Annotated in this window: 18 protein-coding genes; 3 read left to right on the forward strand and 15 right to left on the reverse strand. The window is 65.7% G+C overall.

All coding sequences use genetic code 11. The features are described from left to right. The 14 genes from AB1451_15230 to AB1451_15295 form a co-directional block, all read right to left on the reverse strand. Window positions 1-282: hypothetical protein (locus tag AB1451_15230; protein ID MEW6684248.1), on the reverse strand; the 282-nt coding region annotated here is incomplete at its 3' end. A 25-nt stretch (window positions 283-307) separates the two neighbouring features. After that, entirely contained in the window at window positions 308-829 is a 522-nt protein-coding gene (gene pilO, locus AB1451_15235) for a type 4a pilus biogenesis protein PilO (protein MEW6684249.1), read from the reverse strand. Next, window positions 826-1,407, reverse strand: coding sequence for a PilN domain-containing protein (locus AB1451_15240; protein MEW6684250.1), 582 nt, complete (start codon window positions 1,405-1,407; stop codon window positions 826-828). The genes pilO and AB1451_15240 overlap by 4 nt, the downstream gene beginning before the upstream one ends. 6 nt (window positions 1,408-1,413) lie before the next feature. Next, window positions 1,414-2,352 (reverse strand): hypothetical protein, encoded by a 939-nt coding sequence (locus AB1451_15245; GenBank protein MEW6684251.1) that lies wholly within the window; start codon window positions 2,350-2,352, stop codon window positions 1,414-1,416. Between the two features lie 11 nt (window positions 2,353-2,363). Then, window positions 2,364-3,989, reverse strand: coding sequence for a GspE/PulE family protein (locus AB1451_15250; protein ID MEW6684252.1), 1,626 nt, complete (start codon window positions 3,987-3,989; stop codon window positions 2,364-2,366). 92 nt (window positions 3,990-4,081) lie between these two features. Further along, window positions 4,082-5,296: a type II secretion system F family protein gene (locus AB1451_15255; GenBank protein MEW6684253.1), complete on the reverse strand. Its 1,215-nt coding sequence runs from the start codon at window positions 5,294-5,296 to the stop codon at window positions 4,082-4,084. Window positions 5,297-5,513: 217 nt separating this feature from the next. After that, window positions 5,514-6,341 carry a nucleoside triphosphate pyrophosphohydrolase gene (gene mazG, locus AB1451_15260; GenBank protein ID MEW6684254.1) on the reverse strand — a complete coding sequence of 276 codons (828 nt, stop codon included), beginning with the start codon at window positions 6,339-6,341 and terminating at the stop codon, window positions 5,514-5,516. After that, window positions 6,338-7,084 carry an SDR family NAD(P)-dependent oxidoreductase gene (locus AB1451_15265; protein ID MEW6684255.1) on the reverse strand — a complete coding sequence of 249 codons (747 nt, stop codon included), beginning with the start codon at window positions 7,082-7,084 and terminating at the stop codon, window positions 6,338-6,340. Before AB1451_15265 ends, mazG begins: the two co-directional genes overlap by 4 nt. 117 nt (window positions 7,085-7,201) lie before the next feature. Next, window positions 7,202-9,034, reverse strand: a complete 1,833-nt coding sequence (locus AB1451_15270) for a tetratricopeptide repeat protein (protein ID MEW6684256.1) — start codon at window positions 9,032-9,034, stop codon at window positions 7,202-7,204. Window positions 9,035-9,079: 45 nt separating this feature from the next. Beyond that, window positions 9,080-9,409, reverse strand: coding sequence for a nitrite reductase small subunit NirD (gene nirD, locus AB1451_15275; GenBank protein MEW6684257.1), 330 nt, complete (start codon window positions 9,407-9,409; stop codon window positions 9,080-9,082). A 79-nt stretch (window positions 9,410-9,488) separates the two neighbouring features. Continuing rightward, on the reverse strand, window positions 9,489-9,848 hold the full coding sequence (locus AB1451_15280) for a rhodanese-like domain-containing protein (protein ID MEW6684258.1): 360 nt from the start codon (window positions 9,846-9,848) through the stop codon (window positions 9,489-9,491). Window positions 9,849-9,860: 12 nt separating this feature from the next. Beyond that, window positions 9,861-10,472: a hypothetical protein gene (locus AB1451_15285; protein ID MEW6684259.1), complete on the reverse strand. Its 612-nt coding sequence runs from the start codon at window positions 10,470-10,472 to the stop codon at window positions 9,861-9,863. A gap of 2 nt (window positions 10,473-10,474) precedes the next feature. After that, window positions 10,475-10,726: a hypothetical protein gene (locus AB1451_15290; GenBank protein MEW6684260.1), complete on the reverse strand. Its 252-nt coding sequence runs from the start codon at window positions 10,724-10,726 to the stop codon at window positions 10,475-10,477. Window positions 10,727-10,829: 103 nt separating this feature from the next. Further along, on the reverse strand, window positions 10,830-11,165 hold the full coding sequence (locus AB1451_15295) for a DUF971 domain-containing protein (protein MEW6684261.1): 336 nt from the start codon (window positions 11,163-11,165) through the stop codon (window positions 10,830-10,832). 187 nt (window positions 11,166-11,352) lie between these two features. On the opposite strand from AB1451_15295, the gene leuS reads away from it, so the two are divergent. From leuS to holA, 3 genes are all read left to right on the forward strand, one after another. After that, entirely contained in the window at window positions 11,353-13,830 is a 2,478-nt protein-coding gene (gene leuS, locus AB1451_15300) for a leucine--tRNA ligase (protein ID MEW6684262.1), read from the forward strand. Window positions 13,831-13,921: 91 nt separating this feature from the next. Further along, window positions 13,922-14,380 carry an LPS assembly lipoprotein LptE gene (lptE, locus tag AB1451_15305; protein ID MEW6684263.1) on the forward strand — a complete coding sequence of 153 codons (459 nt, stop codon included), beginning with the start codon at window positions 13,922-13,924 and terminating at the stop codon, window positions 14,378-14,380. Further along, complete coding sequence (gene holA, locus AB1451_15310) at window positions 14,377-15,462, forward strand: DNA polymerase III subunit delta (GenBank protein MEW6684264.1); 1,086 nt, start codon at window positions 14,377-14,379, stop codon at window positions 15,460-15,462. Before lptE ends, holA begins: the two co-directional genes overlap by 4 nt. Here the strand turns inward: holA and rpsT are convergent. Continuing rightward, entirely contained in the window at window positions 15,409-15,729 is a 321-nt protein-coding gene (gene rpsT / locus AB1451_15315; GenBank protein ID MEW6684265.1) for a 30S ribosomal protein S20, read from the reverse strand. The genes holA and rpsT overlap by 54 nt on opposite strands. Between the last annotated feature and the right edge of the window lie 106 nt (window positions 15,730-15,835).

Here is a 15,835-nt window from a genome sequence, read left to right on the forward strand (position 1 = left end):
CGGCGGAGGAGGAGGCGGCGGGGGCGGCGGAGGAGGCACGTACACCACAACCGGCGCAAAGATATTTCGCGGCGCGTCCACGGTGTCGCGAGGCGCATCCAACAATTCGACCTTGACGTGAAGTTGGGGGTCTTGGCCGCGCGCCCCGGTGGGAGAAGCGGTCGCGCCCTTCGTGTACTTCAGCGGAGCGGTGCGCGGGGGCTCATGGGTCGCCACCCGGTACGCGATGAGCGCCGCCCACAGCGCGATCAACCCGAAGAACAACTTGGCCTTGTTATCCATCTTCCCTGCCTACGCGCTTCCTTGCTTACGCGGTCCTCAAATACGCCGCGACCTTGACCCGGACCTCGAGCTCGCCTTCCTCCTTCTTCTTCGCACGCTCCAGAGCCAGGCTTTCCACGGCAAGAAACGGGCTGCTCCGTTCGAGGTCGTCGAGGAATCGGCGGACATTGGCGTAGGGGCCCGACAGCGCGAAGGTCAGTGACACCTTCTGGAAGTCCTTCAAATCAACGCGCTCAGGTTGGTAATTGACTTCTGGAATTTTCAGCCCGCGCCGCTTGGCCAGCGAGGCCAGGGTCGTCACCACTTCTGGAAGATCCTCCCGAGCCGTTGCGCGTTCGGTCAGCTTGCTGACCTGTTCGTGTGCTTGTTGGTAGGTCTTGAACCGCGCGATCCTGTCGCGCTCGCTCCGCCACGTCGTGTCGGTTTCATCCACGACGGCTCGGCTGGGAGCCAGCACCGCCGCATAGATGATCGCGTCGGCCGCCAATGCGATCACGGCCAACGCCAGCGGTACGCCCAGCCGGCGGATGGTGATCGTTCTGGTCACGCCCGTCCTCGATACGTGCATTGAATCGTGAACTCGGTGCGGTTGTCCTCGGTATTTCTTTGTTGTTGAAGGAAGACGTCCGTGAACCGGCCGCTCTCCTGGAGCGAGGTCATGAGTGCCGTGACGTCCTGCAGCGCGAGGGCCACGCCGTCGAGTGTCAGCGTCCTGGTCTTGAGATCGAGGCGAAGGCTGCTCACCGACACCTTACGCGGCACCGCGGCCTCAAGGTCGTTCAGCAACCCCGTCCACGAAAACGCCTTGGCTTCCAGGACTTGGTTCAACGCGGCGACTTGCTTGGCCAGGGCGTCGACCGCGGCGGAGTCGTCTGGCGAGAACCCGACACCGCGGAGTTCGTCCCGCAGCCGGGACGCCTGCTGCTGGACGCGGCCCACGTTCTCCTGGAGCGCCGTGACCTCGCGACGGTTCTCGGACGCCCACCACCACATCGCCGCGGCCAACACCACCCCCAGGAGCGACGCGGCGTACAGCCCCGCACCGACCAGGCGCGCGCGCGCGTAATCGGGGGACGCGAAGTCCGTGCGGAACGGTTCCGGGTCTCGAACCATCGACAGCGCCATCGCGGCTCAGCGCCCCGCCGCTGCGCCGATCGCGCCGGCGGCGCGGGCACACTGCGTCGCGGTCAGCCCGTTCAGCCCCGCAACCGCGGTATCCTCCGGACCCAGCAACTTGACCGTGAGGTGAAACCGTGCCTCCAACGCGCCGGGCAGCTCCTCGCCGCAGTCCACGGTGGACAGGAACATGTGGGTGATGCGCGACAGATCTTTTTCCTTGCCGTACGCGTTGAGGGACAGCTCCACTTCGTCCAGGATGCGTTCCCCGGCGTCGGCTCCGGTCAGCGCCTTGCGGGTCCCTTTGATCCGCAGATACGCGGGGGTCCCGCTTTCATAGATCATCACGGTCAGCGCCGCGGCGGTGATGGTCAGCACGATGAAGTGCTGGTCCGGGCTTGCCGAGTGCGCGATCCGGCCGCGAAACAGATTGAAGCGGTGAAACACCCCCAGGTCGATCACCCGGGCCTCGAACCCGACCCGCGCCAGCGCGCCCTCGTATCGGCTCAGCACCGTCTCGCTGACCGCAGCCCCGAGGATGCGCGAACCCGCTTCTCCGTCCGGCCGGCGAAACCGCTGGGACGTCAGGCGCGCCGCGCCCAGCTCCACGGCGAACGTTTTTTCGACGTGCCACCGCACCAATCGATCGAATTCGTCGCGCCGGGTGGGCACCGCCGCGACGTCGAACAGCGCCACCCGCGCCACCGGGTCCGGCAGCGAGACCGACACCGGGCCACCCGTCCGATCACCGGTCAACGATCGCAGCGCCCGTTCGAACGACGCGTCGTCCGCCACGTTGGGTTCAACCGGAGAAACCACCAGAACCCCCTCCGCAAGGGGCTCGCTCCGGTGCTCGATGACCTCCCGTCGGCGCCCGCGCTCCCGCACCCGGACCAATGTAAGGGCGTCCGGCGCGATCTCCAACCCGGTTCGGATCCCGTGTCGCCAAGGCATCGAGTCGGCCTTCACTCGATGAACGTGACTCGGTTGATCTCGCGCAGCGTGGTCTCGCCCCGCAACACTTTCTCCAGCCCGGCCTGGCGCAGGGAGGTCAGCCCCTCTTTGATCGCCGCTTTCCGAATTTCGGACGACGGCCGGCGGTCGAGGATCATTTCCCGGATCGAATCCGACAGGTCGAGGAATTCCGTGATCGCCCGCCGCCCTTTGAACCCGGTGCCGTGGCACTCCGGGCACCCGCGTCCCTGGTAGAACTCCGTGTCGCGGTACTGCTCGTAACTCAGCCCCGACGCCTCACACGCCTCCTGCGTGACCGACACGGTCTCGCGGCAGTGGGCGCAGATCGCGCGCACCAGCCGCTGGGCAAGGATGCAGTTCAGCGACGACACGAAATTATAAGGCTCGATCCCCATGTTCACGAACCGGCCGATCACGTCGAAGGCGTTGTTGGCGTGCACCGTGGTGAACACCAAGTGACCGGTGAGCGCCGACTGGATGGCGATCTGCGCGGTCTCCGAGTCGCGAATCTCACCGACCATGATCTTGTCCGGATCGTGGCGCAGGATCGACCGCAGCCCCTTGGCGAACGTGAGCCCCTTCTTTTCATTGACCGGAATTTGCACCACGTTGCGCAGTTGATATTCGACGGGATCTTCGATGGTGATGATCTTGTCGTCTTGATTGTTGATCTCTTCGATGGCCGCGTACAACGTGGTGGTTTTGCCGCTCCCGGTGGGCCCGGTGACCAGGACCATGCCGTACGGTTCGACGATCGATCGCCGAAACCGACGCAGGTCCTCGGGGTTGAACCCCAACCGATCGAGCCGCAGTTGGTTGACGCCCGCCGTGATGTACTCCTTGTCCAAGATCCGGATCACCACGGCTTCGCCGAAGATTCCGGGGAGGATCGACACCCGGAAGTCGACTTTCTTTTGGTCGAGCCGGAGTTTGAAGCGTCCGTCCTGCGGCGTCCGCTTCTCGGCGATATCCAGCTCCGACATGACTTTGATCCGCGAGATCAGCGGGGCGTGGAACTTGAGATCCAGCGGCTCCATCGCCGGATACAACACCCCATCGACCCGGTACTTGATGATCACCCCGCGCTCGCCGACTTCGATATGGATATCGCTCGCCCGCTTTTGCAGCGCGTTCAGGATCGTGGTGTCCACCAGGCGCACCACCGGACTCGTGTCCTTGGAAATCTTTTCGACCGAGAGGACCTCTTCGCCGCGATCGTCCTCCTTGATCAACACCGGACGAAAGTCCACCTCGATTCGCTTGAGCACCTGCGAGGAGCCCTCGCTGCGCTTGAGCGCCTCCAGGACGGCGGTGCGGCTGCCGATGCCGAACCGGAGCTCCCGCCGGAGCACCAATTCGAGCTCGTCCAGGAGCGGCAGGTTGGTGGGATCGGCCAGCACGATGGTGAGCACGCCGTCGCGGTCCTCGTAGGGCACGAAGGGATACCGGTACATCAGTTCCACCGGGATGGTCTTGAAAAACTCTTGATCAAGGTGAAACCCGTCGAGCGAGTAGTAGGTGAGGCGCCATTGCTCGGCCAGGGCCTTGGCGAGTTGCTCCTCGTCGATGGCCCCCAACTCCACCAGAACCGCACCCAACCAGCGCTGCTCGCGCATGGCCCGCACCGCGGCATCCGCCACCACCTCGGCGGCCACGGTGCCGCGCTCGATGAGAATGTCGCCCAATCGCTTCTTGGAGAGAAACGTCCTCACTTGATCGTCCCGGCCAGATTAAAGATCGGTAGATACATGGTGATGACCACCACCGCCACCAGAAAACCCATGGTCAACAACAGGGCGGGTTCGACCCACGTGGTAATCCGCGTCAGGGCCCGGTCGAGTTCGTCTTCGTGGAAATCCGCCACCTGGTTGAGCATCTCCTCGAGCGCGCCCGTGGTTTCACCGACCTCGATCATCTCCAGCGTCATACGCGGCATGAACCCGTCCACGGAAAAGGCGGCCGCCAGGCCCGTCCCCGTCTTGACGCGGTCGATCACGCGCCCGAGATGCGCCGCCACCATGCGATTGGGTACCGAGTCCGCCACCATCCGGAGGGCTGAGACCAACGGGATGCCGCCCGCGAGAATCGTTGCCAGCGTCCGGGACACGGTGATGGTGTAATGCGTCCGAACCACTGATCCGACCAGGGGCGAGCCGAGCAGCAGGCGGTCCATGATCCGCCGGCCGCGGTCGGTTCGACGCCACAGGCGAAGCGCGACCACGACCGCGACCACCCCCAGGCCCAAGAGCAGGGCCCACCGTCGGGAGAAGTCCACCACCGCCATGAGCCACCGGGTGGCCAGGGGCAGCTCGGATTGCGCTTCGCGGTAGACGTCCAGGAACGTCGGCATCACGAACGTGAGCAGAAAGACGATGACGCCCACCCCTACCGCCAGCAGAAACGCGGGGTACGACAACGCGCCGAGGATCTTCTTGCGGACCGCCAGCATGCGTTTCATGAACGCCTGATACCGGGTGAGCATCTCCACGACGTTCCCGCTGCGTTCGCCGGACCGCAGCGACGCCACGAAGAGTTCGGAGAAGTGGCGCGGGTGGGCCGCCATCGCGTCCGCCAGTGCGGACCCGCCGCGGACTCGCTCGCGCACGTCGGTCAGCACGCCCTGAAACGCGCCGATGCCGCTCCGGGCGGCCAGGATGTCGAGTGCGCGCATAATCGGGAGGCCGGCTTTGATCAGCACCAACAGTTCCTGGTTGAACACGAGAAATTCGCGGGGAGGGAGTCGCCGCTGCAGCGCCGGCCAGCCGCTGGACCAGGGCTTAAGGTACCCGGCCGGCTTGACCGCAAAAACCACCACGCCGCGCCGGTCGAGGCGGCTTCTGGCGTCCGCCTCATCTTCCGCGTCCAGCCGCTCTTCCAGCACTGTGCCGTCAGCATTGCCGATTCGACAGACGAAGGTGGGCATGAGAAGTGCCTGAACGAGCCTACCCCTCGCGGATATGTGCCGTGGGGTCCACGAACAACCGACAACATCCCTTTCTAACACGGTAAAGCTCCATGCAGCGCACCGCAAGGAGCTTTGCGAACCCCTAGCTTCGGGGCAAATTGAGTATAGGAGATGGGGTGCGCGAATGCAAGGTAAGCGCGGCGTATGCACCGCGGGCTACGGTGTCCCGTGGCCGTCAGCCGGGCCCCGCGTCGGAGCCCGGGGCAGACGTCTCGTCCGTCTTTGCCCGTTCCCACAGCCGGTCGAGTTCTTCGGCTTCGAGATCGGCAAGGGGACGACCGGCGGCGCGTTCCATGTGGGCGAAACGCGACGCAAAGCGGGCGATGCTGCCGCGCAGGGAGGATTCCGGGTCGAGATGGAACCGGCGCGCCAGGTTGACGGCCGTAAACAGGAGGTCACCCAGTTCTTGGCTCATCCGGTGCTGGTCGCGCCCGCTGACAGCCTCCCGCAGCTCCGCGATCTCCTCGTCCAGCTTGGCCAGCACGTCCTCCGCGTTGGCCCAATCGAATCCCACCCGCGCCGCGCGGGTCTGCACGTGCTGGGCCTTGGCGAGCGCGGGCAGGCCCTTGGGCGCCCCGTCCGCCAGCGACGGGCCGCGCGCGGGCTTCCCCTCACGCTGTTTGATCTCATCCCACTGGCCGACGACCTCACCGGCCGTGCGGGCTCGCGGGCCAGCGGCGTCGAACACGTGTGGGTGTCGTCGGATCAACTTGTCGCCGCACGCCCGGAACACATCGTCAAAGGTAAACGCCCCGACTTCAGCCGCCAACTGTGCGTGAAACGCGATTTGCAGCGCCAGATCACCGAGTTCCTCTTTGAGCGCTGCGAGCTCGCCGGAGGCGATGGCGTCTACGGTTTCGTAGGTCTCTTCGATGAGATACGGCACCAGCGATTGGTGCGTCTGCTCGCGGTCCCACGGACAGCCGCCTGGCGCGCGAAGCCGCGCCATGATGTCGGCCACGCGCTGACACGCGCAAGGTTCGGGGTGGGCGGAACCGGTCACGACACGGGAGACCGCGCAACGACCGGATCCGGCGCCGGGCGCCACTCCCGGGCGTTGAACGCGCCGCCGGTGACGCCGGCGGATCGATCCGACGCGAGATACACGAAGATCGGCGTCACATCGTCGGGTGACGGGAGCGTCGCGGGGTCTTCATCGGGATACGCCGCCGCGCGCATGGCGGTGCGTGTGCCGCCGGGATTGACCGTGTTGACGCGGATGCCGCGCGCTCGCAATTCATCGGCCAACACCTGTGAGAGGCCCTCGATGCCGAACTTGGAGACCGCATACACGCCCCACCCCGCGCGACCGACACGGCCGACGCTGGAGGACACGGTGATGATCGACCCACCGCTCCGCATCAAGCGCAGCGCGGCCTTGGTGAGGTGAAAGACCGCGGTCAGGTTCGACGCGAGCACCGCCTCCCACTCGTCGTCGGGATAGTCCGCGATCGGCGCGTGTGCTCCAAGGATGCCCGCGTTGTTGACGAGCACATCCAGGCAGCCGAATCGTTCTCGGACGTGTTCGATCAGCCGAGCGGTGTCCTGGGTCCTCGTGAGGTCGGTCGGCACGGCGAGCACGTGATGGCCGGCTGCCGCAATCTGATCGCGCGTGGCCTCCAACGTTGCCGCCCTTCGCCCACAGATCACGACTTCGGCTCCTTCGCGCGCAAACGCCCGCGCAATGGCCGCGCCGATCCCGCTCCCCCCGCCAGTCACCAGGCAGACCTTGCCGTCCAAGAGCATGCGGTTTTCTAGCACGCGGTTTCGCGGCAAGTCAAACCAGCGACCGCCGGGCGCTCGGGAAACGTCCCGTGACCGCCGCGTGAGGCGTCCGTGTCAACCGCTCCGCCCTGCGCCGCGCTATCTGTCGTTGGAGTCGAGTCTGGCGAGGGCGGACTTGGCTTGCGTTCGCAGCGCGTCATAGGCGGGGTCGGATGGAAGCCGAGCCAACAACGCCTCATAGGCCGCACGCGCGTCCTGCCATCGTCCCAGGCGCAGCGACACCGCCCCGAGCGCCTCCAGCACCTCCACGTTCGTCGGATCGTTCTCGAGCGCTCGACGATAGCGCTCAGCCGCCTCCTGATGCCGGCCTTGGCGCTCCAACACGTTACCGGCCCGGCCCCACGCGCGGACGTCTCCCGGGTCGATGCCGGCCAGGCGCTCATACGCCGCCAAGGCGTCGTCCCAGCGCCCGAGCGCCTCGTAGGTTTCGCCGAGATGAAGGTGCGCCTCGACGTAACGCGGCAGGAGTCGGGTGGCCTGCTCGAATGCCGGAATGGCCTTGGACCACTCGCCCAGATGGGCATACGCCATCCCAAGGTTATTGTGGGTCTTCGGAAGCCTCGGCTCCAGTTCCACCGCGCGGGTGAATGCTTGGAGGGCTTCCTGGGGATGCCCCGTCCCCAGCAGGTTCAGCCCGCGCACGTTCAGACCCTGGACGTTGTCAGGGTCCTTTTTCAGAACGTCCTCCCAAAGAGTCGGAGAATCCACCCACACCGCGGTTCGGTTCAGATCTTGCCGTACAGCGAATGCCGCGAGCATCCCCAAGGTCACGATCCATGCACCGCAGGCAACCGGCCGCGACGCCCACCGGCGCGTGATGGCGGCGAACGCGATGCCCATCCCCCAAGCGAGACCGATGCCGGATAGATAGACCCGATGGTCTTCGTACAAGAAGAAGCGCACCATGAACGCGAGCGCACCCACCGGCAGCAGGGAAATCCAAAACCACAGCACACACCAGCCGACTCGTCGGTTGATCCGCATGATGAGCGCGGTGCCCAACGCGGCGCTCACGGCGCCCAACACCAACCACCTCGCTTCGTCCATTTCGATGCGAATGGCCCAGCCTTGGTCCGGAGCGAGCCCGCTGGGCCAGAACCAGTAGGCCAGCGAAGTCAGCCCGATCTTGATGGCAAACAGGATGTGCTGGTCGAACCTCGATGAGATCGCGCTCTCCGCATCACTGAGGACGAGTGTCCGGATGATTCCGTAGACCGCGACGAGTACCACCCAGGGCGCCACTCGACGCGCCACGCTCCACCACGACGTCGGGCGTTGAATGCGCTCCCAGACCAGGACCAGGAGCGGGAGCACCCCCCCGACCTCCTTGGTTCCCAGGGAGAGCGCGCCGAAGGTCAGCGCCGCGGCCCACCACCATCGCACGCCAGACTCGCGCACGCCAGATTCGATGGCCCGCTCGTATGCCCAGATCGCGGCCAGGATAAACAGAGCGGACAGGGAGGACGATCGCGCGCTGAGGTAATTGACGGCTTCGGCGTTGATCGGGTGCAGCGACACCACCGCGGCGGCGCAGAGCGCGGCGGTGTCGCCTCCGCCAACCCGTCTGCCTAAGAGGAAGACGAAAACCACCACGCCCAGGTGGATCAGCAGGTTGGTGAGGTGGTAGGGTCCCGGTTTGGCGCCCCAAATCGCATAGTCGATAGCGTGGCTTGCCACCATAATGGGGCGATAGAGGTTACGGTCGCGGAAGACGCTGGTCGCGTGCGGAGAAACGAACCAACTCCCGGCCAGGGCGAACGATCGCACCGCGGGATTGTCCCTCACGGTGTGAAAGTCATCCATCACAAAATCGTTGGCGGCCACTCCGCGATACGTCACCGCGGTGGCGATCAGGATCAGCCCCAACACGATCCACGACCGGACGGCGCGGATCGACTCCGGCAGGCTCATCACGCTGGTACTCCGATGTTCATCGTCGCCGGAGGTTCCGCCGACCTAATCAACGCGATCCGCCACCGCCACCTCGATCGCGCCGTTCAGCACCCGCGCGGGAAACGTGCGAAGTTGCTCGCCGCGTAGATGGGGGGATTGGCCGGTGCGCACGTCGAAGCGCCAGCCGTGGAGGGGACAGGTTACGATGGCTGCGTCCGGCCCGCCGAGCGCGCCGCGCGCGAGCGGGCCGCCGGCATGGGGGCAGATGTTGTCGATGGCGTAGATCGAGCCCCCGACGTTGAACAGGGCGATGGAGTGGTCGTTGATCCGCACGGCCAAAGAGGCGCCCGGCGGAAGATCGGCGAAACGAGCCACGGCCACGAAGCGAGACACGGGGTGACGTTACGCGGCTCGTCCGTGAGGAGCGGGGACACGGCGGCAACGCCGCGAATGACTGTCGATGGGCAGGCTCCTACCGGTAGCGCGGCACCTTGGGATCCACCGTCGCTGACCAGGCTTCAATGCCGCCCGATAGATTCTTCAGGTTGGTGAAGCCCTGCTGCTGGAGGTAGAAGAGCGCCTTGAGGCTGCGCACACCCATGTGACAATAGATGACGATCTCATCTTGGGGGTTGAGCTCGGACTTGCGGGTCTCCAACTCCTTCAGCGGGATGAGTTTGGCGCCGTCGATTCGCGCAATATCCCACTCCCACTGCTCGCGGACATCCACGAGGACGATGTTGTCCCCGCGATCCAGCCGCTGCTTGAGTTCGGTCCCGGCGACGTTGACCCCGCCGGGCGTCTGGTCGTATCGGTTGAAGACATTGAACATCGGGGTTCTCCTTCAGGCGGCGCGACTCGTGGTCGCCAGGCGCTCGAGCACGGCGCGGCCCCCAACGGGAAGCGACGCGCCGTCCCCCACCAATACGGCGTCGTAGTCATACCGCGGATCGAGCAGCACTCGCAAGCCCTCGCGGGCTTTTACCGGGTCCGCAAACTTGTCGTCGGGCAGCATCCCCAGAGCGCCGGGCGGCTTGCCGATCGCGGCGTCGCCGAGAATCAAGACACGCATGCTCGCCGACCACAACGCGGACTCGCCGGGTGATTTGGAATCGGGGACGCGGACGGCCTTCAACCCTCCGGGCAGACGGCTGCCATCGTCGTACGTCCGATCGAACGGCACGTCGATCCACGCCGCGTCCGCCGCTGGCACCCACACCGGCACGCCGTAGGTCAATTGGCAGTCCGCAATTTCGCGCACGTGGTCGCGATTGGTGAGCACCACCGCGGTCGGTCCGCCTTGTTCCTTGATGGCCGCTCGGTCCGCCTCGGTCAGCGGCGGGGGGTCGATCAACACGCGGTCCCCCTGGGCGATCACGAAATGGCCGTTGAAGGTGATCTGCTTCTCGGTGGAGAACCACGACCACTCGAACACCCCGGGCAGAAGTTCTTTCACCGTCAGCCCCCGGCCGACAGATCCTTGATGGCGTCATGAACCTTGGCCATCACCTGGGTCTCCACCGCGTGGTCGTCCACCAGATCGATGAGATCGTCCTCGGACACGGAGAGGAATTTTTTGGCTCTCCCCCGTGCAAAGGCGATCAAGAACATGCCGCCCGTGGGCCTGACCGGTATCACCACGGACACGTCGGGAGCCGCGGTGCGGACCAAGTCGGTCAGGCGTGCCTTGCCCTCATCCCATTCGTCCATGATTCAACGTCCCCTCTCGGCTGGTCAGTCCCGGTTTCGGACCCCCGTCCACGATCGCCGGAGGCTGGGACGGCCTGCGCGAGGCCACCGTCCGTATCGATCATCACAGCGCCGCAAGGGGCGTGGCCAGACACGCCGCACACGGGCACATCTTGCGGAGCAAGTCGAACGCATAGATCCCGGTGGTATGCCCGTCGCTCCAGTCGATGTGAATGCCGTATTGGCCGACCGGGGCGATTTTGAGGGCGCGGATATCCTGCGGGATCGAGTCCATGGAGACGCGTTTCTCGCCGGTCCACTCGTCCACACACGCCGCGCATTGACAAATCCCGCGTAGATACCGGGTGCTGTACGAGCCTTCGTGCCCATCCTCCCACCGGATCCGGATGACGCTCTCGCCAACCTTGGCGATTTCAACTGGTCGGTGTGCCGGCGGCATACTGGGGACCTCGTCGGGATTTGTACTCTACTCCATCGTGCTCTTTGCGCGCAAGCCCGCTCCGCGCGCGCAAGCGAGGAATGTCGATGGCGCGGTCGGCGACCATACGGGTGGCGAAGCAGCCCGCCTCCCGCTTGCCGCGTTGCGCGCGACTGTGTTATGTACACCTCGCCGGTACGATCGAACGATGGACCCCAAATACGACCCCAAAACGATCGAAACCCTTTGGCAGTCGGCGTGGGAAACCTCCGGGCTGTTCGCCACGCCCACCCCCGACGCGCGGCAGAAGTTCTACTGCCTGGCGATGTTCCCCTACCCCTCGGGGCGCATCCACATGGGACACGTGCGCAATTACACGATCGCTGATGTCATTGCGCGTTATCACCGGATGCGCGGGCGCGCGGTCCTGCACCCCATGGGATGGGACGCGTTCGGCCTGCCCGCGGAGAACGCCGCGATCAAACAGGGCGTCCATCCGGCCACATGGACGTACGACAACATCGCGCACATGCGCACCCAGCTCAAACGCCTGGGCATCTCTTACGACTGGTCACGCGAAGTCGCAACCTGCGACCCCGACTACTATCGGTGGAACCAGTGGTTCTTTCTGAAGATGTATGAACGGGGACTGGCGTACAAGAAGTTCTCAGCCGTCAACTGGTGCCCCTCGTGCGAGACCGTGCTGGCCAACGAGCAGGTGGTGGATGGCCGTTGCTGGCGTTGCGACACGCCGGTCACCACTCGCGAACTGTCGCAGTGGTTTTTCAAGATTACCGCCTACGCGGAGGAGCTGCTGGCGTGGTGCGATCGCCTCGGTGGATGGCCCGAGCGCGTGCTCACCATGCAACGGAACTGGATCGGGCGCAGCGCGGGCGTGGAAGTCGAGTTTCCGGTAGAGGGACACCGGGAGGCCATACGAATCTTCACCACGCGCCCCGACACCATGTTCGGCGTGACGTTCATGACCCTGGCACCCGAACATCCGCTCGTGGAAACGCTGATCACCGGCACCCCCCACGCCTCCACGGTGCGGGCGTTCGTCGAGCGCGCCAAAACGCAGGACCCGCGCGCGCGGACCGCGGACGCCACCGCCAAAGAAGGGGTGTTTACCGGCGCGTACGCCACGAACCCCTTGAACGGGGCCCGCATTCCGATCTGGGTCGGAAACTTCGTGCTCATGGGGTACGGCACCGGCGCGGTGATGGCCGTGCCCGCGCACGATCAGCGCGATTTCGAGTTCGCCCGACAACACGCCCTGCCGATCCGGATCGTGATCCAAAACCCCTCGGGCGCGCTCCGGGCCGATCGACTCGAAGCCGCCTATGTCGATGAAGCGGGGCACTTGGTCGACTCCGGGGAGTTCTCCGGGCTCGATCCCCTCGCAGCCCAGCAGCGCATCGCCGAAGCGATCCAACAGCGGGGCCTCGGTCGCCGCGTGGTCAATTATCGGCTGCGCGATTGGGGGATCTCCCGTCAGCGGTACTGGGGCACGCCGATTCCCATCGTCTATTGCGAGCGCTGCGGGATCGTTCCGGTGCCTGAGGACCAATTACCGGTCACCTTGCCGCACGACGTGCCGTTCACGGGCCGCGGCGGGTCGCCGTTGAGTGAAAGCCGCGCGTTCGTCGAGACCACGTGCCCGACGTGTGGATCCCCCGCGCGCCGTGAAACCGATACCATGGACACGTTCGTGGACTCCTCGTGGTACTTTCTGCGGTACACCGGACGTTCGCCCCGGCCGGACCAGCCGCTGGATCCGGAAGCGGCGGGCCGGTGGATGCCGGTCGATCAATACGTCGGCGGGATCGAACACGCGGTGCTGCACCTGCTCTACGCGCGCTTCTTCACCAAGGTGATCCGCGATCTCGGGCTGATTCGCATCGACGAGCCGTTCACCGGCCTGCTGACGCAGGGGATGGTGATCAAGGGCGGGGCCAAGATGTCCAAATCCAAGGGCAACGTGGTGGACCCCGACCAGCTCATCGCCACCTTCGGAGCCGATACCGCCCGCTTGTTCATGTTGTTCGCGGCTCCGCCGGAAAAAGATCTGGAATGGAGCGACGAAGGCGTCGAGGGCGCGCATCGTTTCTTGGGACGTGTCTGGCGACTGGTGGCGAGTTGGGTGACGAGCCCCGGGGCGGCACAGGCGTTCGACGACGCGGACGACGCGCCGGCGCGCGTGCAGCGGACGCGCCACCGAACGATTCATCGGGTTACCGAAGACCTCGAGGACCACTACCACTTCAACACCGCGGTCGCGGCGCTCATGGAATACGTCAATGCCCTGTCGGAATTCCGTCCCGGCGGGTCATCCGCCCTGCGGACCGCGATGCTCGAAGCGCTCGACACGCTCGCCATCCTCCTGGGCCCGTTCGCGCCGCACCTGGCCGAGCAACTGTGGGCCGAGTTGGGACATCGCCCGTCGGTCAGCCAACAGCCGTGGCCGACCGCTGACCCCGCGTGGCTCGCGGACTCGCACGTCACCGTGCCGATCCAGATCAACGGGAAACTGCGCGGGACGATCGTGGTGGAGGCAGCGGCCGCTAAAGAGGTCGTGATCGCGGCCGCGCTGTCGGATGCCAAGATCCGCGCGTGGGTCGGCACGCGGACTCCGACGAAGATCGTCTACGTGCCGGGACGACTGGTCAACCTTGTCCTTCCCTAAGCCCCTCGGCCTCATCCTGGCGGCTTCCATTCTTGCGGGGGGCTGCGGCTACACCGGCGCCTCGCTGCATGACGAACCAGAACCAGCCTCCGTGGCCGTGCCGTTGTTTGATAACCGCACGTTCGAGCCGTTGGTGGAAGCGCGGGTCACCGACCGCGTGAAATCCCGCCTGGTCTCCGCCAGGTCGTGGCGCCTGGTGAACACCCCCGAGCGAGCCACGGTGGTGATACGCGGGGCCGTGACGGCCTTTGGCGTGACGACCGTCTCCTTCAGTGCCGACAACCGGCCGCTGGAGCAGCGGATCTCCATTACCGCGGACATCACGACGGAGTCGAAAACCGACGCGCCGCCGCTGCGCGTCACGCTGACCGGTACCGCGGAGTACACCGAAACCAGCGACAGCCTGCAGACCCGAACCAACAAAAATCGCGCGATCGAAGAGGCCGGCGACGGGCTGGCTGAAGCCTTGGTGGCCCGTCTGGACGCGCACCGCGTGAAGAAGGGTCCCCCCGTCGCACCAAAACCGGCCGAGACGCCGGCCGCTCCGTGACCCCGCAGGAACTCACCAAACGGCTCGCCGCGGGGCGGATCGAGCCGCTCTATCTGGTGGTCGGTGCGGAATCGTGGCTGGTGGATCAAGCCCTGGCCGCGCTCCGCCGGTACGCAGCCGCGACCGACGATCTCATGAACACCCACGTGTTTTCCGGGGCGGAGGTGACTCCGTCCGAAATCGTCGCGATGGCGCAGACGCTCCCGGCCTTGGCGCCACGGCGGTTTATTGTGGTACGGGATGCCGAGCGACTGGGTGCCGCCGACGCGCTGGCCGCTTACTGCGCCGACCCGTCGCCGTCCACCTGTCTGGTGTTGGTAATGACCAAGCCTGATCGCCGCAAGGGCTGGATGCAGGTGCTCGCGGATCGCGCGGCGACGGTCACGTGTGATCCCTTGAAGCCGGGTGCCCTCAAAACATGGCTCCAGCGCGAAGCGTCGTCACGGGGCCTCTCATTGAGCGAAGAAGGCGCCGCGTACCTGCTCGCCCGGTCCGACGGCAGTCTTCGGGCCCTGGACCATGACCTTGAGAAGGTCGCGTTGAACCAGCGCGACTCGCCGAAATCCCCCGGGGTCGAGGACCTCGCCGCGTTGTCCCCAGGAGACGCACCCGTTTCCGTGTTCGATTGGGCGCACGCCGTGGCCATGGGCCGCGCCGGCGATGCCGCGGCCTACGCCGAGCGACTCCTCCGGGATGAAGCGCCGCTGCTGTTGTTGTCGATCCTGACCGGCCAGTGGCGCAAGATGCTCCGCTATCGCGCGCTGGTTGCCGACGGCGTGGGTGCCTCGAAGGCGGAGCAAGCGCTCGGCCTGCCGCCATTCGCAGCCAGCCGCGTCTCCGAAGGCGCCCGGCGAAGGACCTTGCCCGAGTTGATCGGAGGACTGACGTGGTGTTTGGAAACCGACTCCGTGATCAAAGGCGGCGCCTTGTCTCCCGCGCTCGCCATCGAACGACTGGTGTTGGCGTTGTGTGAGGGCTCACCGCCTCCGCCCGGCCGGGCCGTGACCGGAGCGTGGTGGCCGGGTCTGTCAGCCCGCGGTGAGTCGGTTGGTGTGGCGGGTCAGGCGCGAAATCAACCGTGACGCGCGGTTGCGGTGGATCAGTTTCTTCGAAGCGGCCTGCGAGAGCGCTGGAATCATCTCCGCGAGCGCTTGTTTGGCGCCCGCGGCGTCTCGGGCCGTCACCGCGATGCGGACCTTCTTGACGGCGGTCTTGAGCGCCGCCATCATGGTGCGGTTATGTTGCCGCCGACGGAGCGCCTGCCGGTCCTTTTTGATCGCCGAGGCATGAACCCCCATAGTCGTCCCCTTCTCCTGCACACCGGCCCTGATCAGGCGCCCATTCGCCACGACGGCCGCATGAAGCGGAAATTTTTAGCACGCTAACGTGATCGAAGTCAAGGAAGGCAAGATCGACACCACAAGCATCGGAACTGGAGGCCGCCCCGAAACGCGC

The organism is Nitrospirota bacterium (genome assembly GCA_040757335.1).
GTDB lineage: Bacteria > Nitrospirota > Nitrospiria > 2-01-FULL-66-17 > 2-01-FULL-66-17 > JBFLXB01.

Bases quoted from the DNA above. Each gene is read 5' to 3' on its own strand.
- AB1451_15290 (MEW6684260.1), bottom strand. From the start codon at position 10,726: ATGGACGAATGGGATGAGGGCAAGGCACGCCTGACCGACTTGGTCCGC.
- AB1451_15265 (MEW6684255.1), bottom strand. From the start codon at position 7,084: ATGCTCTTGGACGGCAAGGTCTGCCTGGTGACTGGCGGGGGGAGCGGG.
- AB1451_15280 (MEW6684258.1), bottom strand. From the start codon at position 9,848: ATGTTCAATGTCTTCAACCGATACGACCAGACGCCCGGCGGGGTCAAC.
- leuS (MEW6684262.1), top strand. From the start codon at position 11,353: ATGGACCCCAAATACGACCCCAAAACGATCGAAACCCTTTGGCAGTCG.
- AB1451_15245 (MEW6684251.1), bottom strand. From the start codon at position 2,352: ATGCCTTGGCGACACGGGATCCGAACCGGGTTGGAGATCGCGCCGGAC.
- AB1451_15250 (MEW6684252.1), bottom strand. From the start codon at position 3,989: ATGCGCGAGCAGCGCTGGTTGGGTGCGGTTCTGGTGGAGTTGGGGGCC.
- AB1451_15240 (MEW6684250.1), bottom strand. From the start codon at position 1,407: ATGGCGCTGTCGATGGTTCGAGACCCGGAACCGTTCCGCACGGACTTC.
- AB1451_15255 (MEW6684253.1), bottom strand. From the start codon at position 5,296: ATGCCCACCTTCGTCTGTCGAATCGGCAATGCTGACGGCACAGTGCTG.
- AB1451_15295 (MEW6684261.1), bottom strand. From the start codon at position 11,165: ATGCCGCCGGCACACCGACCAGTTGAAATCGCCAAGGTTGGCGAGAGC.
- AB1451_15270 (MEW6684256.1), bottom strand. From the start codon at position 9,034: ATGAGCCTGCCGGAGTCGATCCGCGCCGTCCGGTCGTGGATCGTGTTG.